The sequence below is a fragment of the Streptomyces sp. NPDC044003 genome (genome assembly GCF_056435185.1).
In genome coordinates, this window is record NZ_JBWKFA010000001.1 from 1,218,739 (window position 1) to 1,239,999 (window position 21,261).

The 21,261-nt window shown below is 71.0% G+C and carries 18 protein-coding genes; 12 read left to right on the forward strand and 6 right to left on the reverse strand.

From position 1 onward, the window contains the following. Positions 1-283 precede the first annotated feature (283 nt). From AC07AW_RS05665 to AC07AW_RS05675, 3 genes are all read left to right on the forward strand, one after another. Positions 284-700, forward strand: a complete 417-nt coding sequence (locus tag AC07AW_RS05665; RefSeq protein ID WP_478814171.1) for a hypothetical protein — start codon at positions 284-286, stop codon at positions 698-700. 151 nt (positions 701-851) lie between these two features. After that, positions 852-1,796 (forward strand): hypothetical protein, encoded by a 945-nt coding sequence (locus AC07AW_RS05670; RefSeq protein WP_478814172.1) that lies wholly within the window; start codon positions 852-854, stop codon positions 1,794-1,796. Between the two features lie 188 nt (positions 1,797-1,984). After that, positions 1,985-2,392 (forward strand): response regulator transcription factor, encoded by a 408-nt coding sequence (locus AC07AW_RS05675; RefSeq protein WP_478814173.1) that lies wholly within the window; start codon positions 1,985-1,987, stop codon positions 2,390-2,392. Between the two features lie 6 nt (positions 2,393-2,398). On the opposite strand, the gene AC07AW_RS05680 is transcribed toward AC07AW_RS05675, so the two are convergent. Beyond that, positions 2,399-3,685: a geranylgeranyl reductase family protein gene (locus AC07AW_RS05680; protein WP_478814174.1), complete on the reverse strand. Its 1,287-nt coding sequence runs from the start codon at positions 3,683-3,685 to the stop codon at positions 2,399-2,401. Positions 3,686-3,750: 65 nt separating this feature from the next. Further along, complete coding sequence (locus AC07AW_RS05685; RefSeq protein WP_392151151.1) at positions 3,751-4,443, reverse strand: demethylmenaquinone methyltransferase; 693 nt, start codon at positions 4,441-4,443, stop codon at positions 3,751-3,753. Between the two features lie 136 nt (positions 4,444-4,579). Here AC07AW_RS05685 and AC07AW_RS05690 point away from each other — a divergent pair, with 136 nt between their 5' ends. Beyond that, positions 4,580-5,122 carry a SigE family RNA polymerase sigma factor gene (locus AC07AW_RS05690; protein ID WP_392151152.1) on the forward strand — a complete coding sequence of 181 codons (543 nt, stop codon included), beginning with the start codon at positions 4,580-4,582 and terminating at the stop codon, positions 5,120-5,122. 8 nt (positions 5,123-5,130) lie between these two features. Next, a complete protein-coding gene (locus tag AC07AW_RS05695) occupies positions 5,131-5,922 on the forward strand; it encodes a hypothetical protein (protein ID WP_478814175.1) in 792 nt (263 codons plus the stop codon). 19 nt (positions 5,923-5,941) lie between these two features. Here the strand turns inward: AC07AW_RS05695 and AC07AW_RS05700 are convergent, their stop codons facing one another. From AC07AW_RS05700 to AC07AW_RS05710, 3 genes are all read right to left on the reverse strand, one after another. Further along, positions 5,942-6,541: an imidazolonepropionase-like domain-containing protein gene (locus AC07AW_RS05700; protein ID WP_478814176.1), complete on the reverse strand. Its 600-nt coding sequence runs from the start codon at positions 6,539-6,541 to the stop codon at positions 5,942-5,944. Positions 6,542-6,546: 5 nt separating this feature from the next. Then, on the reverse strand, positions 6,547-7,746 hold the full coding sequence (gene mqnC / locus AC07AW_RS05705; protein WP_478814177.1) for a cyclic dehypoxanthinyl futalosine synthase: 1,200 nt from the start codon (positions 7,744-7,746) through the stop codon (positions 6,547-6,549). A 315-nt stretch (positions 7,747-8,061) separates the two neighbouring features. Next, complete coding sequence (locus tag AC07AW_RS05710) at positions 8,062-8,934, reverse strand: menaquinone biosynthetic enzyme MqnA/MqnD family protein (protein WP_478814178.1); 873 nt, start codon at positions 8,932-8,934, stop codon at positions 8,062-8,064. Positions 8,935-9,195: 261 nt separating this feature from the next. On the opposite strand from AC07AW_RS05710, the gene AC07AW_RS05715 reads away from it, so the two are divergent. Continuing rightward, positions 9,196-9,399 carry a cold-shock protein gene (locus AC07AW_RS05715; RefSeq protein WP_015035453.1) on the forward strand — a complete coding sequence of 68 codons (204 nt, stop codon included), beginning with the start codon at positions 9,196-9,198 and terminating at the stop codon, positions 9,397-9,399. Positions 9,400-9,489: 90 nt separating this feature from the next. Here the strand turns inward: AC07AW_RS05715 and AC07AW_RS05720 are convergent, their stop codons facing one another. Further along, positions 9,490-10,326: a M23 family metallopeptidase gene (locus AC07AW_RS05720; RefSeq protein ID WP_478814179.1), complete on the reverse strand. Its 837-nt coding sequence runs from the start codon at positions 10,324-10,326 to the stop codon at positions 9,490-9,492. 141 nt (positions 10,327-10,467) lie between these two features. On the opposite strand from AC07AW_RS05720, the gene AC07AW_RS05725 reads away from it, so the two are divergent. The 6 genes from AC07AW_RS05725 to AC07AW_RS05750 all read left to right on the forward strand — a co-directional run bounded on the left by AC07AW_RS05725 (position 10,468) and on the right by AC07AW_RS05750 (position 21,044). Then, complete coding sequence (locus tag AC07AW_RS05725) at positions 10,468-10,866, forward strand: DnaJ family domain-containing protein (protein ID WP_478814180.1); 399 nt, start codon at positions 10,468-10,470, stop codon at positions 10,864-10,866. A gap of 31 nt (positions 10,867-10,897) precedes the next feature. Beyond that, positions 10,898-11,407 carry a mycothiol transferase gene (locus AC07AW_RS05730; RefSeq protein WP_478814181.1) on the forward strand — a complete coding sequence of 170 codons (510 nt, stop codon included), beginning with the start codon at positions 10,898-10,900 and terminating at the stop codon, positions 11,405-11,407. Positions 11,408-11,703: 296 nt separating this feature from the next. Continuing rightward, positions 11,704-13,974 (forward strand): FG-GAP repeat domain-containing protein, encoded by a 2,271-nt coding sequence (locus AC07AW_RS05735; protein ID WP_478814182.1) that lies wholly within the window; start codon positions 11,704-11,706, stop codon positions 13,972-13,974. A gap of 11 nt (positions 13,975-13,985) precedes the next feature. After that, positions 13,986-16,238, forward strand: coding sequence for an FG-GAP repeat domain-containing protein (locus AC07AW_RS05740; RefSeq protein WP_478814183.1), 2,253 nt, complete (start codon positions 13,986-13,988; stop codon positions 16,236-16,238). A 91-nt stretch (positions 16,239-16,329) separates the two neighbouring features. Then, entirely contained in the window at positions 16,330-18,627 is a 2,298-nt protein-coding gene (locus AC07AW_RS05745) for an FG-GAP repeat domain-containing protein (protein ID WP_478814184.1), read from the forward strand. Positions 18,628-18,731: 104 nt separating this feature from the next. After that, entirely contained in the window at positions 18,732-21,044 is a 2,313-nt protein-coding gene (locus AC07AW_RS05750) for an FG-GAP repeat domain-containing protein (protein ID WP_478814185.1), read from the forward strand. The last annotated feature ends 217 nt before the right edge of the window (positions 21,045-21,261 follow it).

Genomic DNA, 21,261 nt, shown 5'->3' on the forward strand with positions numbered 1-21,261 from the left:
GAAACGGTCCTTCCGACGGGGATCTCCCCGCCTACGGGGCGTCATGGGAACGCGCAGGAGGGGGCCGACGCGGCGTTGCGCTCCGCCACGTACAAGGCCCCTGCGCGGTAGGTCGCCGGCGCCCGGCGGGCACCTCGACACGACGAGCATAACCGGCACCGGCCCGACCGGTAACTGTCTCAACGGACAGTGGACGAAGCCGAGTTGGCGATGTTCGTATGGACACCGGCCCACTCCGGGCCACAGCAACCACATCCGAAACAGCTACGTGAAAGGCAACGACATGCAGCGCACTGCACTCCGTCGCGTCGCCGCCACGGCCATCGCGCTCGCCGCCCTCGGCGCCGGCGCGCTCGCCACGGCCGGCTCGGCCTCCGCGGCCACCGGCAAGAACGGCTACCTGGAGAGCGGCGAGTTCGGCCTGTACTACAACTCGTACCAGGGTGGCGCGGTCTTCGACCTCTACGTCTCGGACGACAACTTCGACGACGACTGGTTCTCGGGTCCGGGCAACGGCGCCGGCCAGAAGGTGAACGACAACACCGCCTCGTACCGCAACGCGGACTCGAACACCTGGTGGGTCTACACCGACGCGTACGCCGGTGGCGTCGAGGGCAGCCTGCCGGTCGGCTACTCCGGCAACGCGTCCACGACCTTCAAGAACCAGATCTCCTCGGCCTACTACTACAAGGCCCGTTGATCCTGAGGTCCGCACCACCAGCTGAACCGCCGGAGTAGCTTCCAGACCCCGGCACACGCACGACCGCGGCAGCCGTTGCTCCGCCCGAATGAGGCGGGCAGAGCAACGGCTGCTCCCATGGTAGACACGCACACGTCTCTGGAGCAGCCCCATGCGTCCACTCGTCGCCCGCGCGACCGTTCTCCTCCTGAGCGCCGCGCTCCTCACCGCCTGTTCCTCCGAGTCCGGAGGCGGTGACGGGGGTTCCGCGAAGGAACCGGAGATCGGCACGGTTCCCCGGATGCTGTCGACGACGGGCCTCTCCTTCCCCCTGGACGGTTACGCGACCACCGAGGACCAGCGCCGCAAGCTGGAGCGGGCCCAGTCACGGGTGGTCAGCGACTGCATGACGCGCTTCGGCTTCACGTACGAGCTGCCGCTGTCGCCCGCCCCGAGCAGCCGGTCCGGGGAATCCCGTCGCTACGGCCTCACCGACCCCGCGGTCGCGGCCCGCTACGGCTACATCCCGAACCGCGGCGCCGAACCGCCGACGAAGCCCGCCGCCCAGACCCTCAGCGCGAACGGCAAGCTCGCGCTCAACGGCCCCACCGACTACAAGGGCCCCCAGCCGGCCAGCCTGGAAGAGGCCAAGGCCAAGGACAGCGGCAAGACCCTCAACGGGCAGAAGGTGCCCGTCGGCGGCTGCATCCGGGAGAGCTTCCTGACGGTCTACGCGCCGAAGAAGGGCGCGGTGGACGCCCTGTTCGTCACCAACCTGGGCATGGACGCCAACGCCCGCTCCCGCGAGGACTCCCGGGTCATCGCCGCCGTGAAGGCCTGGTCCGCCTGCATGGCCGAGAAGGGCTACAAGGCGGACGAGCCCGTCAGCCCGCAGAGCGACCTCGGGCTCAACCCGAACACCTACGGGGGTCCGAAGGCGATCGCCGCCGCCCGGCAGGACGTCGCCTGTAAGGAAAAGGCCAACCTCGTCGGCATCTGGTACACCGTCGAGAGCGCCTACCAGAAGCGGAGCATCGAGCAGAACGCGGAGACCCTGAACCAGGCGAAGACCGAGCTCAACGACCGTTTGAAGCTGGCGGCCACGCTGGTCGGCTGAGCCGCGGGGCCGAGGAGCACCGGCCGGCGGCCTGGTCGTTTTCCGGCCGACGGGACGTCCCGGGGACGTCCCGATCCGGCCGTGCGGGCATCGTTTCCTGACGCGATCCGGTTACCGTTCCCATCGGGAACCAGTGCTGCGCTTCCGTCGCACGGTGCCCCACGAATGCATTCTCTGGGGGGAGACTCATGCATCGTCAGTGCCCGTACTGCTGCCGACCTGAACCGGCCGAGGGCGACGTCACCCGAGCCGCCAGGATCAACCCGGTCACCACCGCGTTACGCCACCTGGACACCCTGACGGACCGCGAGGTCGAGGTCCTCTGGGCGATGCCCGGCGGGGAGTCCAACACGGATCTGGCCGAGTGCCTCGGCATCACCGAGCGCACCGTCAAGTTCCACGTCACCAACATGCGCGAGAAGCTGGGCGGCCTGTCGCGCGCCCAGCTCCATCTGCTCGCCCTGCTCGCCGAGACGGTCCTGCCGTACCGTCACTGTCACCACGACGCGCCCGGCCGGAGCACCGAGCTGCGCGCCCGCGTGCCCCGGCCCCTGAAGACCCGGCAGTACGCCGGCGCCGTCAGGCACTGCGCCTGACGGCGCTCACGCCTTCGGCGCCACCTTCGACAGACCGTTGATGATGCGGTCCATGGCGTCGCCGCCCGTCGGGTCGGTGAGGTTGGCCAGCATCTTCAGCGTGAACTTCATCAGGAGCGGGTGCGTCAGACCACGCTGGGTCGCGATCTTCATGATCTTCGGGTTTCCGATGAGCTTCACGAAGGCACGGCCCAGCGTGTAGTACCCGCCGTAGGTGTCCTTGAGGATCTGCGGGTAGTTCCGCAGCGCCAGCTCACGCTGGGCGGGGGTCGCGCGCGCGTGCGCCTGGACGATGACGTCGGCCGCGATCTGGCCCGACTCCATGGCGTACGCGATGCCCTCGCCGTTGAACGGGTTGACCAGGCCGCCCGCGTCACCGACGAGCAGCAGGCCCTTGGTGTAGTGCGGCTGGCGGTTGAAGGCCATCGGCAGGGCCGCGCCGCGGATCGTCGTCGTCATGTTGTCCGGGGTGAAGCCCCAGTCCTCCGGCATCGAGGCGCACCAGGCCTTGAGGACCTCGCGCCAGTCCAGCTCCCGGAACGCCGAGGAGGAGTCGAGGATGCCCAGGCCGACGTTGGACGTGCCGTCGCCCATGCCGAAGATCCAGCCGTAGCCCGGGAGCAGCCGGTCCTGCGGGCCGCGCCGGTCCCACAGCTCCAGCCAGGACTCCAGGTAGTCGTCCTCGTGCCGGGGGGTCTTGAAGTACGTGCGGACGGCGACGCCCATCGGCCGGTCCTCGCGCCGGTGCAGGCCCATGGCGAGGGAGAGCCGGGTGGAGTTGCCGTCGGCGGCGACGACGAGCGGCGCGTGGAAGGTGACTTCGCGCTTCTCCTCGCCCAGCTTCGCGTGGACACCGGTGATCCGGCCCGTACGGTCGTCGATGATCGGCGCGCCGACGTTGCAGCGCTCGTACAGCCGGGCGCCGGCCTTCTGCGCCTGGCGGGCGAGCTGCTCGTCGAAGTCGTCGCGCTTGCGGACGAGTCCGTAGTCCGGGTACGAGGCGAGCTCCGGCCAGTCCAGTTCGAGCCGGACGCCGCCGCCGATGATCCGCAGGCCCTTGTTCCGCAGCCAGCCGGCCTCTTCGGAGATGTCGATGCCCATGGAGACGAGCTGCTTCGTGGCGCGGGGGGTGAGGCCGTCGCCGCAGACCTTCTCGCGCGGGAACGCCGTCTTCTCCAGGAGCAGGACGTCGAGACCGGCCTTGGCCAGGTAGTACGCGGTGGTGGAGCCGGCCGGGCCTGCCCCGACGACGATCACATCTGCGGTGTGCTCGGAGAGGGGGTGCTCGGTCACGGCGGAACTCCCGAAGGGGTCGAGGGAAGGATGGGGAAATTTTATGGCGGCGGGGCCGGGGTCGGTCAGGCCTTGAATCCGCGGTGCAGGGCGACGATGCCGCCCGTCAGGTTGCGGTACGCCACCTTCGACCAGCCGGCCTTCTGCAGCATGCCCGCCAGCGTCGGCTGGTCCGGCCAGGACTGGATGGACTCCGCCAGGTACACGTACGCGTCGGGGTTGGAGGACACGGCACGGGCCACCGGCGGCAGCGCGCGCATCAGGTACTCCTCGTACACCGTGCGGAACGGCGCCCAGGTGGCGTGCGAGAACTCGCAGATGACGACCCGGCCGCCGGGCTTCGTCACCCGGTACAGCTCGCGCAGCGCCTGGTCCGTGTCCTGGATGTTCCGCAGCCCGAAGGAGATGGTGACCGCGTCGAACACGTCGTCGCGGAAGGGCAGCTTCGTGCCGTCGCCCGCCGTGAACGGCATCCACGGGTGCTTCTTCTTGCCCACCTGGAGCATCCCGAGGGAGAAGTCGCACGGCACGACGTACGCCCCCGCCCGCACGAACGGCTGCGAGGAGGTGGCGGTGCCGGCGGCCAGGTCCAGGACCTTCTGCGCGGGACGGGCGTCGACCGCCTTCGCGACCTCCTTGCGCCAGCGGCGGTCCTGCCCGAGGGAGAGCACGTCGTTGGTCAGGTCGTAGTTCGCCGCCACGTCGTCGAACATCGAGGCGACTTCGTGCGGCTGCTTGTCCAGGGATGCTCGGCTCACCCGGCCATTGTGGCAGCCACCCCCCGGGCGGGCGGGGACCGGCCCCGGCCCCCCGGAAAAAACCCGGAATCCGCCTTCAACCTTTTTCCGGCGAGCGCGCTCAAGGAAGGGTGACAGTGCTGACGAAGGGAGCGAGATGCCGTCACCGCTTGGCTCGGACGCCGGGTTCGAGGAGTTCGCCCGATCCGCGCAGACGCGGCTGTACCGCACCGCCTACCTCCTGTGCGGGGACGCGGAGACCGCCCGCGACCTCACACAGACCACCCTCGCCAAGCTCTTCCAGCACTGGCGGCGGGCCGGATCGGCGGAGCATCCGCATGCCTACGCCAAGACCGTCCTCACCCGCACGTTCCTCTCCGAACGGCGACGCCGACTGCGTGATCTGCTCGCCTTCACCAAGACCGGCGGGCTCGGCCCGGCGCGGGCCACCGAGCAGCCGGACCTCCGGGTCACGCTGCTCGCCGCGCTCGCCGAGCTCCCGCCCAGAGCCCGCGCCATGGTCGTCCTTCGCTACTGGGAGGACCTGAGTGTGGAGACCGTCGCCTCGCTGATGCGCTGCAGCGAGGCGACGGTCAAAAGCCAGTGCTCACGCTCACTGGCCAGGCTCCGGGACCACCTCGGCGAGGCACACCTCTACACCGCCGATCCCCACCACCTTCACCACACCATCGGAAGCTGAGGCCCCGAGTGGACGACGAAACGATGCTCCGCCGTGCCATGGACCGGACGGCACACGACCTTCCCCCCCTTCCCGACCTCGCTCCCTCCGCGATGCGCCTGGGCCGCAGGCGCCGCGCACGCGCCCGGCTCACCGTCGCCGGCGGCGTCTTCGGGACCGTGACCGCGGCCGCCCTGGGACTCTCCCTGCTGTCCGGCGCCGACTCCGGCGTCGCCATGCCCGCCGCCCCGCCGGCCGCCTTCCCCTCGGCGTACCACACGCCCGTACCGGCGGAGCCGACCCCGGGCCAGCAACCGCCGGAGAAGCTGTCCGACGCCGAGAGCGCCCGCCACGCCCAGTTCCAGCAGCAGGTGTCGGCCCTCCTCGACGAACTCCTTCCGGCGTCTGTCACGGACATCCGGCCGGTCGTGGACGAGGTCTCCGCCTACCGGATCACGGCGGGCGGCCAGGCCTTCCACGTGACGCTGTCCATCCGGCCCGCGGAGGGCGCGCGGCTCCAGGAGTGCCGGAACATCCCGTCGAAGAAGACGACGTGCGAGAAGGCCGAGCTGGGCGGGGGCCGGACCGCGCAGGTGTACGCGACGGCCGTGAACAAGCCCGAGACCCTGGGGTCGATGGTCGTCACGCGGTACGGCAGGAGCAGTGTGCTGCTGTCCGTCAGCCCCTCGGACACCGCCTCGGCACCCGTGACACCGGACCAGCTGCTGACCGTCGTACGCGACGCGCGCTTCACGGATCTGCTGAAGTACGCGGACGAGTACCCGGTGCAGGAGAAGAGCACCCCGGTCCGCGGCGGCTGAACCGAGGGCCCGGGTCCCGCTAGCGCCGCCGGAACACCAGCCGGCCTTCGACGACGGTCGCGACGCAGGTCGACGCGCCGAGGCGGACGAGCGCCGCCCGGTCCGGGACGTCGAAGACGGCGAAGCGGGCGGGGCCGCCCGGCACCAGGCCGGGCAGCAGCACCAGCGGCGCCGGGGAGAAGGACGGCGGGCCGGGGAGCCGCTCCGGGCGGCGGCCGACGGCCAGACCGGCCCGGCGCACGGCGTCCACGGCGGCCCGAACGCGGAGTTCACCGGCGACGGCGACCGTGCCGTGTGCGAGGAGCCGCTGCACACCGCGGCGCGCGGAGGCGCCACGGCGGGCGGGGTCGGCCCGGAAGATCTCCCGCGCCCGCTCCCCCGTGATCGGCTCGGTGCCGAACTCGACGGCCTCCCGGGGGTCCGGGTGGTACGTCTCCTCCAGGAGCTCCGGCCCGTACGGGTTGAGGAGTCCGGGCGTGAGGATGCCGGGCCACCGCCGCAGCCGGGCGTTCGGGTGCTGCTCGGCCAGCTCCTCGTACGGGCCGACGGCGGCGACCAGGGCGCCGTCGACCAGGACGGCGCTCTCGGGTGTCGCCTCGGCGACGTGGAGGGTCAGCACCGGCGTCAGTTGGCGTCGAGGAGCTTCAGCTCGGGGTGCGCCGTGCCGCCCTCGATCGCCACGGACGAGATGTGCGAGGCGACGCGCTCGTCGACCGGGTCGTTCGCCGGGTCGTCGTGGACGACGAGGTGCTCGTACGTGGTGCTGCGCTGCGCCGGGACGCGGTCCGCCGTGCGGATCATGTCGATCATCTCGCGCAGGTTGGAGCGGTGCCTGGCGCCGGCGGAGGAGACGACGTTCTCCTCCAGCATGATCGAGCCGAGGTCGTCCGCGCCGTAGTGCAGGGTCAGCTGGCCGATCTCCTTGCCCGTGGTCAGCCACGAGCCCTGGATGTGGGCGACGTTGTCGAGGAAGAGCCGGGCGACCGCGATCATGCGCAGGTACTCGAAGAGCGTGGCCTGCGTGCGGCCCTTGAGGTGGTTGTTCTCGGGCTGGTACGTGTACGGGATGAAGGCCCGGAAGCCGCCCGTCCGGTCCTGCGTGTCACGGATCATCCGCAGGTGCTCGATCCGCTCGGCATTGGTCTCGCCGGTGCCCATCAGCATGGTGGAGGTGGACTCGACGCCCAGCTTGTGGGCGATCTCCATGATCTCCAGCCAGCGCTCGCCGCTCTCCTTGAGCGGGGCGATCGCCTTGCGCGGCCGCTCGGGCAGCAGCTCGGCGCCGGCGCCGGCGAAGGAGTCGAGACCGGCGGCGTGGATGCGGGTGATCGCCTCCTCGACGGAGACGCCGGAGATGCGGGCCATGTGCTCGACCTCGGAGGCGCCGAGGGAGTGGATGACCAGCTGCGGGAAGTCCTTCTTGATGGCCGCGAAGTGCTTCTCGTAGTACTCGACGCCGTAGTCCGGGTGGTGGCCGCCCTGGAACATGATCTGGGTGCCGCCGAGCTCCACGGTCTCCGCGCAGCGGCGCAGGATGTCGTCGAGGTCCCGGGTCCAGCCCTTCTCGGTGTCCTTCGGGGCGGCGTAGAACGCGCAGAACTTGCACGCCGTCACACAGACGTTCGTGTAGTTGATGTTCCGCTCGATGATGTACGTCGCGATGTGCTCGGTCCCCGCGTACCGGCGGCGGCGCACGGCGTCGGCGGCGGCGCCCAGCGCGTGCAGGGGCGCCGAGCGGTAGAGGTCGAGCGCCTCCTCGGGGGTGATCCGGCCACCCGCGGCGGCGCGGTCGAGAACGGACTGGAGTTCGGCCTTCTCGGTCACCGGGTGCGTCCCTTTCGGAGGGGTTCTGATCGACCGAACCAGCCTACGCCAGGGCTCCCGGCGGCTTCCGTCGGGTGGCGGTGCGCGCGGCCGGTGAATATTCGGTGAATTGGCGGTGCGGCCGGAGGCGCCCTATTGGGGCCTTACCGGGGCGCGTCCGCGGGCGCCTTCGCAGGCGTCTTCGCGGGCGTCATCACGGGTGTCTTGGCGGACGTCTTCGCGGGCGTCTTCGCGGGCGTCCGGAAAGGCGCGTCCGGTGCACGCGCCGGGTGCACCGGTATTTCTTTCCCGCGCCTTTCCTTACGGCTCCGCCGCTTATCGCGCGGGAGGCGGCAGGAGTTCCACCGCGACGTCCGCCGGGAAGCCGGTCGTGGGGCCGGTGCGGCGGGCGAACTCCCGTACGCCGGCGAGCTGCTCGGGGCCGAATCGGAAGTCGAGCGTACGGAAGTACCGCTCCAGCAGTTCGGCGTCGAAGGTCTCCCAACGGGCGGCCTGCTCGGCGACCTTGGCGACCTCTTCGAGGGAGAGGTCGCGCGAGGCGAGGAACGCCTGGTGGACCTCGTGGACGGTCTCCGGCTCGCGGGCCAGGAAGTCCTTGCGGGCCGCCCACACGGCGAAGACGAACGGCAGGCCCGTCCACTCCTTCCACATCAGCCCCAGGTCGTGGACCTGGAGGCCGAGCCGCGGCGCGTCGTGCAGGGAGGCCCGGAGCGCGGCGTCGCCGATCAGGACGGCGGCGTCCGCCTCCTGCATCATCAGGCCCAGGTCCGGCGGGCAGCTGTAGTAGTCGGGCCGGACCCCGTACTGCTCGGCCAGGATCAGCTGGGCGAGGCGCACCGAGGTGCGGGAGGTGGAGCCGAGGGCCACGCGCGCGCGGTCCAGCTCCGCCAGGGGCCGCTGGGAGACGATCACGCAGGACATGACAGGCCCGTCGCAGCCGACGGCGATGTCGGGGAGCGCGACCAGGTCGTCGGCGTTGCGGAGGTATTCGACGAGGGTGATGGGCCCGATGTCGAGATCGCCCCGGACGAGGCGCTCGCTGAGCTTCTCCGGGGTGTCCTTGGTGAGCTCGAGATCGAGGAGCGTCCCGGTCCTGGCCAGGCCCCAGTAGAGGGGAAGGCAGTTCAGGAACTGGATGTGTCCGACGCGGGGCCGGCTGCGCTGCTGGTCGTCGGTTGCTTTGTCCACATCGCGAGGCTAGACCTGTCTCGCAGTGTGGGCATCGCCGGGGCACGCGCGTCAGCACGCGGAACGGAATCAAACATGTGGGTGACGTGATCTTTCCCTCTACCGCCGAGAGCGTCCTGCGTGCTACGCTCAACGCAAGTTGCAGTTTGGTTTCCCTTGCAGTACAGAGCCTGCGGAGCATGTGACCCGCAGGCTTTTGTAGTTTTCAGACTTGTTTGCAGGTTCTGGAGCAGGGCGACCCTTTGGCCCATAGGAGGGCTCATGGCTACCGGAACCGTGAAGTGGTTCAACGCTGAAAAGGGCTTCGGCTTCATCGCCCAGGACGGCGGCGGCCCGGATGTCTTCGTCCACTACTCCGCGATCAACGCGAACGGCTTCCGCTCGCTCGAGGAGAACCAGCTCGTGACCTTCGACGTCACGCAGGGCCCGAAGGGCCCGCAGGCGGAGAACGTCTCCCCGGCCTAAGTTGCCCGGGTCGGCGAGAACGCACGACTAGAGCAGTACCCAAGGAGCCCCGCTCCGTGCCTCACGGCACGAGCGGGGCTCCTGCCCTTTTCAGCAGCTCGGGATCACGGTCCCGTTGTTGTCGCGGGCCTCGTCGTTGCCCCAGCGGGACAGGTAGTACGCGGAGACGTACGCTCCGTAGCCGTTCTTGCCGGCGTAGACGGTGTCGAGGTCGGTCCGCAGCCACCAGTGGTTGTAGTTCCCGGAGCCGTCGCGGACCTCAGCGCCCCAGACCTTGCAGTACACGTAGTTCGTGCCCGCGTTCAGGACGCCCTGCGGGTCGTTCGTGTTCGCCTGGGCATAGCCGGTGGCGTTGGCGAAGGTGTCGACCCAGTACTTTCCGCCTCCCCCGCCCGAGCAGCCGTTGTCGCTGGTCAGGGACTTGGATCCGTAGGAGGAGGGGTAGGGGGCGAGGGAGACGCCGTTGATCACGATGGTCTGGCCGACGCCGTTGTAGAGCTGCTCGTAGTGGATGTGGGCGCCGGAGCTGTTGCCCGTGGTGCCGGTGGTGCCGATCTGCTGCCCCTGGGAGACCGGGGCGCCGTCGGCGACGGAGTAGGCGTTGAGGTGGAAGTAGTACGTCTTCCAGCCGCCGCCGTGGTCGATCACGATGTAGTTCCCGGCGCCGGTCGGCTGGGAGTAGCGGTAGGCGGTGCCGGACGCCGAGGCGAGGACCGGGGTGCCGGCGGTGGTGCCGCCGTCGGAACGGATGAAGTCGAGCGCCTGGCGGACCTCGGCCGAGTGGTGGCTGTAGGTCCAGGTCTGCCCGCAGGGGAAGGGCGCCTTGAAGAGCGGCGCGGCCTGGGCGGGGCCGGCGGTGACGAGCGCGGTGAGCAGGCCCGCGACGAGCGCGAGGAGGGTGCCGAGGGGGGTGATCCGTGCACGCATACGTCCTCCGGGACATGGCTGGGGCATGGCTGGGACATGGGTCGACGCGCGTTGAACGGACCTCAGAGTGCCGGAAGATCACGGGTCGCAGTAGCCCGCGAGAACCACACCCGTACCGCGGTGGTTACGTAGTCTGGACACATGACCGAACGCAAGCCGCCCGGAGTCAGCTTCGAGTCGTTCGTCGACAAACAGATCCGCGAGGCCGCGGAGCGCGGCGATTTCCGGGGCCTGTCCGGCTTCGGCAAGCCCCTCCCCGACGACTCGGCCCCGTACGACGAGCTGTGGTGGATCAAGGGGAAGATGCACCGCGAGGGCGCGTCCGTCCTGCCGCCCTCCCTGGCCCTGCGCAAGGCGGCCGAGGACGCGGAGGCCGAGGTCGCAGCGGCCGTCTCGGAGCGCCAGGTCCGACGCATCCTCGGGGAGATCAACACCCGGATCGCCGAAGCCCTCGCCCGCCCGCCGTCCGGTCCCCCGCTGAACCTGAGGCCCTTCGACGTGGAGGCCGTGGTGGAGCGGTGGAGGGCGGAGCGTTCCTAGACCCCCGGGTCCCCGACCTTGAGGAGCCCCCATGAACAGCGCCGGTCTGCTGGTCGACTCGTTCGGCCGGATCCGTGAGGTCGTCCACGACACCGTGGAGGGCCTCACCGACGAGGAGCTCGCCGCCCGCGTCGACCCCGACGCCAACACGGTCGCCTGGCTCGTCTGGCATCTCACCCGGGTCCAGGACGACCATCTCGCGGACGCCTTCGGCACGGACCAGCTGTGGACCTCGGACGGCTGGGCGGACCGCTTCGGGCTGCCCTTCCCGAAGCGCGCCACCGGCTACGGGATGACGAGCGCGCAGGTCGGCGCGGTCCGCGCCCCGGCGGAGCTGCTGCTCGGCTACCACGACGCCGTGCACGCCCGCACCGAGGACCTGATCCGCACGGTCACCAACGCCGACCTGGACCGGATCGTCGACACCCGCTGGGACCCGCCGGTCACCCTCGGCGTCCGCCTGGTGTCGGTGATCGCGGACGACCTCCAGCACGCGGGGCAGGCGGCGTACGTACGGGGTGTGGTGGAGCGGCGGGGGTAGCCGTACGCCGCCAACCACCGTACCTGTGGCGGATTTTCGGCCTATCGACGTACAACCTCTTGATCGTCTCGTGTGTCTGACCGAACGTCGCACGCATGCGCGCGTGCGGCGACGTTCGGTTCTCACGGGGGAAAACTTGAACACAGCACGCTCCTGCACGGCCGCCCGCATCTCCGGCGGGGCCCCGAGCGGCGCCATCACCCCGTACGAGCCGGTCTCCTGACGCACCGCCACCGAGGCGCGCGTCGCTCTGGCGTGCCCTCGTCCTTCTCCCCTCCTCACGAAGGATCGACCACGTGCACACCCGTACCTCCCGGCACCGGCTCGCCGCCGCCGTGACCGCCGTCCTCGCCGTGACGGCGGGCGCGGCCCTCACCGTCGCCACCCCGGCGACGGCGGCCCCCGCGGCCGTCCGGGCCCCGGTCCAGGCCGCCGACACCGTGGGCGCCATCGCGGACGACGCCCACGTCGTCAGCGCGGGCACCACCGGCTACCTCTCCCGCCGGATCAGCTCCAACTCCACGATCACGTACTACTGGACGCGCTTCGCGGACGGCACGACCAAGGCCCTGGACCCCGGCTACGTGTACGCCGGCGGCCGCTCGGACTTCGTCGTGGCGCGCAGGCCGACCGAGTCCACCTACGAGCTGATCGACATGGCCCACCCGGACACCAGGCCGATCTCGCTGTCGTACGGCGACCAGAGCTACTACCTCGCCGGGGTGGCCGGCGAGACCCTGGTCATGACGTACTACGACTACAACCGCAACACGCTCGACGCGTTCCTCATGAGCCGCCCGGGCGGCATGTCGTCCTCTCCGGTCACCCACGACCTGGCACTGCCCGCCGACGCGCGGGCCGTACGCGTCGCGGCCACCACCCCCGACGCGGCGCTGATCCAGTACCAGAGGGGGACCGGCAGCGAGGCCGAGTACTTCCTCGCCAGTGCCGAGCTCGCCACCGGCACCCTCACCAAGACCGTCTCCGTCGGCACCACCCCGCCCAAGGGCGGCGTCTACCTGACGGCCGACCGGTTCGCGTGGGTCGTCAACCCGACCGGCACCGCCGCGCAGCTCGTCACCGAGCCGCGCGGCGAGGGCGCGCGGACCTCCCTGAGCCTCGGGGCCACCTACCCCGGCGCCCAGCTCGACCTCGCCCTCCTGGACGGCTGGGCCCTGACGGCCGAGAAGGGCGGCGGCAACGCCACCCACGCCTCCGCGCAGTACCCGCTGACGGCCCGGTCCCTGGGCGACCCGTCCGTCACCCGCAAGCTCCTCGACCACGTCGACTCCATGGCCTCGGCCCCCGACGGCTCGCTGATCGTGCGCGGCGGCTCGCTGACGGGCGGCGGCGAGGGCGTCTACCGGATCGCGAGCGACGCGAGCGGCACCCCGGTCGCCACCCTCGTCTCGACCGCCGGCGAGAAGACGGAGCTCACCTTCGCGGGGACCCCGAACGTCCCGGCCACCGTGGACCTCGACGCGAGCGGCGGCACCTCCTCCTTCTCCTGGCCCCTGAACCGGTCCAACGCCCAGGGCACCGTGACCCTGCGGCACGTCGCCACCGGCAAGCGGGCCCAGATGTCCTTCGCCGGCTACGACGGTCTGCTCCGGGAGACGGGCGTCGTCACCTTCAACTGGGGCGGCCTGGTCGCCCCGACCGTCGGCGGCTACGCCTCCTACGCGCCGAGCGGCGACTACGTCTGGGAGTTCTCGGCGAAGCCGCTCAACGGCATCGGACCCGACCTCGTGAAGACGGGCACCTTCAAGGTCGCCCGCAAGGCCGGCCTGCACGACCACACGAACAACGGCAGCCCGGACCTGCTCTCGCGCGACTCCTCCGGCCGCCTCTTCCGCGACGACACCGTCAAGGTCCCGTCCTCCGCCGAGGTCTACTCGCCCGAGCGGGTCCAGATCGGCACCGGCTGGCAGATCTACAACCAGCTGGAGGCCGTCGGCGACCTCGCGGGCGGCACGGCCGCCGACCTCGTCGCCCGGGACTCCTCCGGCGTGCTGTGGGAGTACCTCGGCAAGGGCGACGGCACCTTCGCCACCCGGTTCAAGATCGGCGCCGGCTGGAACGCGTACAACAAGATCACCGGCGGCAGCGACGTCAACGGCGACGGCCGTTCCGACCTCCTCGCCACCGACACCTCCGGCGTCCTGTGGTTCTACAAGGGCACGGGCGACTACCGGGCGCCGTTCGCCGGCCGCGTCCGCGTCGGCGCCGGCTGGGGCGTCTACAACCAGATCACCGCCGTCGGGAACATCGCCGGCACGGCCCACGGCGACCTCGTCGCCCGCGACACCTCCGGCGTCCTCTGGCTCTACCAGGGCACCGGCAACGGCACCTTCGCCACCCGCATCAAGATCGGCGGCGGCTGGGGCTCCTTCACCCACCTCGTCGGCGTCGGCGACGCCGACCGCGACGGCCTGAACGACCTCTACGCCGTCGGCTCCTCCGGCTCCCGCCTCTACCCCGGCACCGGCAGCACGACCGCCCCGTTCAAGCCGAGTGTCTACACCTCGGTGAACTCGGACGCGGCCCGCTACAACTCGACCTTCTAAGGAAAGCGAACGTGAAGCACACCCGCATCTCCGGCCGCCGCCTGGCCGCCGCACTGCTCACCCTGTCCACGGTCACCGCCGTGACCGGCACGCTCGTCACCGTCCCGGCCGTCGCGGCCGTCCCCGCCGCCGTCGCCGGGGCGCAGGCGGCCGCCGAGGCGAACCTGCCGCTGGACGCCGAGGTCGTCAGCACCGGCACCACCGGCTTCCTCACGTCCCGCAAGAACGAAGTCGGCGACCCGGTCCTGGAATGGCACGCGTACGCCGACGGCTCGGTCGTGCAGGTCGGCTCCGGCCTCCAGGGCCACGACAGCTACTCCGACTTCGCCGTGATGAGCAACGGCGGCGCCTCGGTCCAGATCCGGGACATGAAGGCCGGCACGAACTGGTCCACGACGTTCCTCGACCTCTACTCCGAGTTCAAGCCCGGCTCCCAGCTCGTCGGCGTCGTCGGCGACAACCTCTTCGTGAGCGTCCCCAGCGGCACCGAGAACTACCGCGAGCTGTGGAAGCTCGCCAAGGTCAACGGCGTCAGCCAGAAGGCGAAGCTGTCGTCCCGCACGCGCAACGTGGACTACAAGGTCGTCGCCTCCGACGGCACGAACATGGTCGTCCTCGGCACCGAGATGGTGCAGTCCACGTCGGGCATGGTGCCCTCCTGGTGGACCGCGACCACGACCCCCACCGCCAACCAGGTCATCGACTGGGGCGGCTCGTCGGGCACCCGCGAGTGGTACCCGACGTCCACCGGCGCCCTCACGGCCGCCCACCGGGCGGTCGTCATCAAGTCGCAGTTCGAAGGCACCCCCGAGATCTCCGTGGACGGCGGCACCCTGCGCATCCCGCTGACCGGCGCGCTGAGCGGCGGGATCGTGGCCGGAATCGTCGGTGACGTGGTCCTGTACGGCGTCCCGGGCACGGCCGGGAGCGATGCGCTGAGCCCGCTGTACGCGCGGAACATCAAGGACCCGGCCGCCGCCCCGTACAAGTTCCTGGAGCACTTCTCCAGCGTGGCCCACGCCCAGGACGGCTCCCTGCTCGTGCGCGGCGCCACGACCGCGTCCGACGGCCTGTTCCGGATCTCCGGCGGCGTCGGCGGCGCCCGCCCGACCGCCGAGCTCAAGGCGGACACGGGCCGGTCCCTCGGCCTCCAGGTGGTCGAGTCGAAGGTCCCCGCCACCGCGGACCTGGAGAAGCCGGGCTCGACGGTCCCGATGCAGTGGTCCCTGTCCCGTGACAGCGCCTCCGTGCAGCTGACCCTCACGCACACGGCCACCGGCAAGAAGTTCACGTACAAGCCCTCGCAGCCGCTCACCGGCAGCGTCTTCAGCTACACGTGGAACGGCATCATCGAGGGCATCAGCGCCCCGAACGGCGCCTACACCTGGCAGCTCACCGCCACCCCCACCGACGGCGTCGGCAGCCCGGCGACCGCGTCGGGCTCCTTCCAGGTCAAGCGCCTGAACAACCCGCACGACTACAACGACAACGGCTCCACCGACGTCCTCGCGCGGAACGCCGCGGGCGAGCTGTGGCGGGACGACCTCTTCGACGGGCCGGTGGCCGGTCAGTACAAGACGGCGAAGCGGACGAAGATCGGCAACGGCTGGGGCATCTACAAGCAGGTCGAGGCCGTCGGCAGCGTCGGCGGCGCCGCCCACGGCGACCTCGTCGCGGTCGACGCCGCGGGCGACCAGTGGCTCTACCTCGGCAAGGGCGACGGCACCTTCGCCCCCCGCGTGAAGGTCGGCACCGGCTGGCAGATCTACAACAAGATCACCGGCGGTTCGGACCTCGACGGAGACGGCCGCGCCGACCTGGTCGCCACGGACAGCGCCGGCTACCTGTTCTTCTACAAGGGCACCGGCAACTACGCGAAGCCGTTCGCGCCCCGGCTCCGGGTCAGCTCGGGCTGGAACTCCTACAACCAGATCACCATGGTCGGCAACATCGCGAACTCGCCGGTCACCGACCTCGGCGCCGGCGACATGGTCGCCCGCGACACCGCCGGCGTCCTGTGGCTCTTCCGGGGCACGGGCGGCGCCGGCTTCGAGAGCCGGATCAGGATCGGTGCGGGCTGGGGCGCGTTCTCCCAGCTCGTCGGCGGAGGTGACGTCACCGGCGACGGCCGGCCGGACCTGATCGCGTACGGGTCGGGCGGCACGTACGTCTACAGCTCCACGGGCTCCTCCACCGCCCCGTTCGTCCGCCAGACGACGAACCTGTACGCGGGCGAGGGAACCAAGTTCAACGCGGTCCTCTGACCGCTCGTACAACCATTCGGCCCCTTCGGGAGTCCTGCGGGCGTGGCGAGACACCGCCACGCCCGCATCCCTGGGGGAGAAACACACCTTGATGCCCACTCGTACCGCCCGCCTGCGGCTCGGTGCCGCCGTGGCGGCCGTGCTCGCCGTCACCGCGGGCGGTCTGACCGCCGCCGTCCCCGCCACGGCGGCCACCGCCCCGGCCGCCGTCACGGCCCCTGCGGCGACCTCGGCGGTCCTGCCCTACCCGACCGAGCGGCCCGAACTCGTCGCGGCCGGCACCACCGGGTTCCTGACCTGGACCACCGGCGAGAACAACGAGCTGCACGCCGTCTGGACCCGGTACGCGGACGGTTCGACGGCCGAGCCGTGGCAGCTGTCCCAGGACTACATCACCAGGTCCTACGCGTCCGACGTGCTCGTGCGCGTCCAGATGAACGGCTACGTCACGCTCCGGGACATGGCGACGGACCAGGACGTCCTGTCCGTCGACCCCGAGATCGCGGGCCCCGGCGGCACCTTCGTCGGGGCCGTCGGCCGGACCGTGGTCGCCAAGGCGTCCAACGCCACGGGCGGGCACGACGTCCACCTGCTCTCCCAGGGCGACGACGGCCGCATCGCCGACCGGCTCGTGACCAAGCTGCCGGGCGACGCGAAGAACCCGATGGTCCGGGCCGCCACCGCCGACACCGCCCTGCTCACGTACGACTCCGCCACGGGCAGGCACTGGGCCACCGTGGACCTCGCCACCGCCGCCGTCACGGAGACCGCGACCATCGCGGGCACCCGGGAGCAGTCGCCCGCGATCGCGCTCACGGGCAAGCACGTCGCCTGGCTGGAGCGCGGCACCTCGGCGGGTTCGACCGTGGTCGTCACCGAGCGGGGCCCCGCCACCGGCACCCAGCGGATCACGGTGCCCGGCGCGACCACCCACATCGGCCTGGTCGGCAGCTGGCTGACGTACGCGCAGGCCGGCGGGTACGAGGAGCGGAACCCGTCCCCGGCGTACGCCGTCACCGCGCGCTACCTCGGCAACGGCACGACCAAGAAACTCATGGACGACATGGCCGGCTCGGCCGTGGCTCCCGACGGGACCCTGTACGTCCAGGGCGGCACCGTCGCGGGCGGCGAGGGCCTGTACCGGATCGCGCCCGGCGCCGACGGCGCCCCGGCCGCCACCCAGGTCGCCTCCTCGGGCCTCTCCACCAAGGTCACGCTGCTCTCGCACAACATCCCGCCGGTCCTCGACCTCGACAAGAGCGGCGGCAAGTTCACCCTGGTCTGGCAGCTCAGCCGGTCCGAGGTGGAGATGACCGTCAGGATCCGCAACACCCGGACGGGCGAGACGCTTTCGGACGGGGTCTACCCGCTCAACGTCTACGAGTACGACCCGCACAGGGCGCCGTACACCTGGAACGGCCAGCTCACCTGGAACAACACCCCCGATCTGTGGACCGGCGCGCAGAGCGGCCCGTACACCTGGGAGATCACGGCCAAGCCGATGAACGGCATCGGACCGGAGCTGAAGTCCTCCGGCTCGTTCACCGTCACCCGCAAGCCCGGCGCGCACGACTTCGACGCCGACGGCTCGCCGGACGTCCTCATGCGGGACACCTCGGGCCGGCTGTGGATCCACGACACCCTCCTCGCCCCCTCCCTCGACCCGCTGACGCAGAAGCCCTACTCCGACCAGCTGGACCAGAACCCCGGACTGCTCGTGGGTTCGGGCTGGGGGATCTACGACCGCATCGAGGCGGCCGGCAACATCGCCGGCTCGGCCGTCAGCGACGTCGTCGCCCGGGACAGGTCCGGCGTGCTCTGGCTCTACCAGGGCACCGGACTCGCCAAGACCCCGCTGGCCACCCGGGTCCGGATCGGCTCCGGCTGGAACACGTACACCCAGCTCACCGGCGGCAGCGACCTGACGGGCGACGGACGCCCTGACCTGGTCGCCACCGACAAGGCCGGCGACCTGTGGCTCTACAAGGGCACGGGCAACACCACCGCCCCGTACGCGGCCCGCAAGAAGATCGGCTACGGCTGGGGCATCTACAACCAGCTCACCGCCACCGGCAACATCGCCGGCGGAGCCGCCGGAGACCTCGTCGCCCGCGACAAGGCCGGCGTCCTCTGGCTCTACCTCGGCAACGGCGACGGCACCTTCGCCGCCCGCACGAAGATCGGAGCCGGCTGGGGCGGGTACGACCAGCTGCTCGGCATCGGCGACGCGAACCGCGACGGCCGCCCCGACCTGTACGCCAGGACGAACAACACCACCGAGGCCATGCTCTACAAGGGCACGGGCTCCTGGAAGGCTCCGTTCGGCCCACGGAGCACGGTCAACTGGTACAGCTTCTCCCCCGACCTCAGGTACGACCTCCTCTCCTGAGCACCGGCTCCAAGATCGCGTACAACCATCGGCGCGGGTCTTGAGTCCAACCGGATGCGGCGCCGATCTTGCGCCGCATCCGGTCTCTGGGGGGAGAACCCAACGTGAAGCACAACCCTTCGGCCCGCCGTCTCGCCGCAGCCGTCACCGCCGTCCTCGCGGTCACCGCCGGCACGCTGGCCGCAGGCCCCGCCGCCTTCGCCACCGCTCCGGCCACCGCGCACACCGCGGCCGTCGCGTCGAACACGGCGGACGCGCCGGTCCCGTACCCGGGCGACGCGAAGATCGCGGGCGCCGGTACCACCGGCTTCCTGACCCGCGCCACGGACAGCGAGCAGAAGCTGTTCTGGACCCGCTACGCGGACGGCACCTCGACCGAGGTGACCTACGCCCAGGGCGGCGGCCTCGACGTCACCGGCACGGACATCCTCGCCATCGGGGACTCGCGCTTCCCGAACCAGTTCCGCACGTTCACGCTCCGGGACATGGGCCACCCGGAGGCCGGGGCCGTCCACTTCGACCTCGGCTCCGTCTTCCCGCAGCAGGTCGCCACGTACGTGAAGGCCGTCAGCCCCAACTCCGCCCTCGTCCAGGTCGCCGTGGCCGCCGGCACCGACGGCATCGGCATCGAGGAACTGCACCTCGTCACCTCCGACGCAGGCCGTGTCTCGGAGCGCCGGGTGACCGGACTCCCCGCCAACGCGGGCGACTTCTTCACCTCCGCGCCCGTCCTCGACGGCAAGGTCCTCGTCGGGTACGCCACGGGCCCCACCGACGCCCGCACCGGCGGCCGCGCCGTCATCGACCTGCTGACGGGCGAGGTCAAGGAGACGTACGCCTCCGCCACGTCCGGCTACCTCAGCAACCCGCTCCTCCTCTCCGCGACGCACGTGGGCTGGGAGGAGGGCACCTCCACCGGCGGCGAGCGCTCCGTCGTCACCGTCGACCGCACGACCGGCGTCAAGAAGACCCTCCCGCTCGGCACCCCCGAGGAGACCCTCACCGGCCTCGTCGGCGACTGGCTGGTCTACGGGCAGCCGACCGCGCTCACCGACGGCTGGAACGCGCCCCTGCGCCCCCTGAGGGCCACGTCCCGCACGGCCGCCGGCGAGCCCGTCGAACTCCTCGCGTACGCCACGTCCGTCAAGCCGGCCGCCGACGGCACGCTGCTCGCGCGCGGCGGCACGATCGAGCACGGCGAGGGCCTCTACCGGATCGCCCCCGGCGCCGACGGCACCCCCACGGCCGAGCTGGTCGCCACGACCGGCAAGCCGACCGCGCTCACCTACCTCGGCGACGAGGTGCCGGACGTCATCGGCTTCGACGGCACACCGTCGGTCGACTTCAGGTGGCGGATGAGCCGCGTCAACGCCGACGTCTTCCTGAAGGTGACGAACCAGAAGTCCGGCCAGACCTTCACCCGCATGATGAAGCTGAGCCGCGAGTCGGCCGGCGCGTACACCATCGACGACACCACTTTCGGACTCACCTGGGACGGCGTCCTGGAGGACTTCGACGGTACGCAGCCGGGGAAGCCCGCCCCCAACGGCGACTACACCTGGTCGATCCGCGCGACGCCGCAGAACGGGATCGGGCCGGTCGTCGAGCAGACGGGCACCTTCAAGATCGCCCGCTCCCCCAAGCTCCACGACTTCAGCGACAACGGCACCCCGGACCTGCTCGCGCGGAACGCGGCGGGCGAGCTGTTCCGCGCGGACACGCTGAAGGGCCGCGCCTCGGGCGCACCCGTCAAGGTCGGCCCCGCCTGGAACTACCCGCAGATCGAGACCGTCGGGAACATCGGAAGCACGAGCGCGCCCGACGTGGTCGGCGTCGACTCGGCCGGCGTGCTGTGGGTGCACCCGGGCACGGGCGACGCGACGAAGCCGTTCGGCACCCGGGTCAAGGTCGGCGGCGGCTGGCAGGTCTACAACAAGATCACCGGCGGCTCCGACCTCGACGCCGACGGCCGGGCGGACCTGGTCGCCACCGACAAGGCCGGCGACCTGTACTTCTACAAGGGCACGGGGTACCTGACCGCCCCCTTCGCCCCGCGCAAGAAGATCGGCTCCGGCTGGGGCATCTACAACCAGCTCACCGCCACCGGCGACATCGCCGGAGTCCGGGCCGGCGACCTCGTCGCCCGCGACAACAACGGCGTCCTCTGGCTCTACCTCGGCAAGGGCGACGGCACCTTCGGCTTCCGCAGCCAGATCGGCTCCGGCTGGAACCAGTACAGCCAGCTCGTCGCCGTCGGTGACGTGAACGACGACAAGCGGAACGACCTGTACGTGTACGGCCCGAACAACACCTCGTACATCTACACCAGCACGGGCACCTGGAGCGCGCCGTTCGCGAAGCGCACCGCCACCGACGTCCTCCTGAACGGCGGCGCGGCCTACAACCACGTCTCCTGACCCCTCCCCACCACCCACCGGAAGGCAGAACCCCACACATGATGAACCGGCCCCGGTGGGTCGCCGCCGCCGTCACCACCGTCCTCGCCGTCACGGCGGGCACGGCGGTGACGGCGCCGGCCGTCGCCGCCGCACCGCAGACCGTCGCCACCGTCGCGGCCGCGTCGGAGGCCGGTGATCCGATCGTCCTCACCCCGGGTGCCGAGGTGACGCAGCT

What these genes read in the sequence shown, in the direction of transcription:
- AC07AW_RS05665 (WP_478814171.1), top strand. Translation starts at nt 284, where the DNA reads ATGCAGCGCACTGCACTCCGTCGCGTCGCCGCCACGGCCATCGCGCTC.
- AC07AW_RS05670 (WP_478814172.1), top strand. Translation starts at nt 852, where the DNA reads ATGCGTCCACTCGTCGCCCGCGCGACCGTTCTCCTCCTGAGCGCCGCG.
- AC07AW_RS05675 (WP_478814173.1), top strand. Translation starts at nt 1,985, where the DNA reads ATGCATCGTCAGTGCCCGTACTGCTGCCGACCTGAACCGGCCGAGGGC.
- AC07AW_RS05690 (WP_392151152.1), top strand. Translation starts at nt 4,580, where the DNA reads ATGCCGTCACCGCTTGGCTCGGACGCCGGGTTCGAGGAGTTCGCCCGA.
- AC07AW_RS05715 (WP_015035453.1), top strand. Translation starts at nt 9,196, where the DNA reads ATGGCTACCGGAACCGTGAAGTGGTTCAACGCTGAAAAGGGCTTCGGC.
- AC07AW_RS05720 (WP_478814179.1), bottom strand. Translation starts at nt 10,326, where the DNA reads ATGCGTGCACGGATCACCCCCCTCGGCACCCTCCTCGCGCTCGTCGCG.
- AC07AW_RS05725 (WP_478814180.1), top strand. Translation starts at nt 10,468, where the DNA reads ATGACCGAACGCAAGCCGCCCGGAGTCAGCTTCGAGTCGTTCGTCGAC.
- AC07AW_RS05730 (WP_478814181.1), top strand. Translation starts at nt 10,898, where the DNA reads ATGAACAGCGCCGGTCTGCTGGTCGACTCGTTCGGCCGGATCCGTGAG.
- AC07AW_RS05745 (WP_478814184.1), top strand. Translation starts at nt 16,330, where the DNA reads ATGCCCACTCGTACCGCCCGCCTGCGGCTCGGTGCCGCCGTGGCGGCC.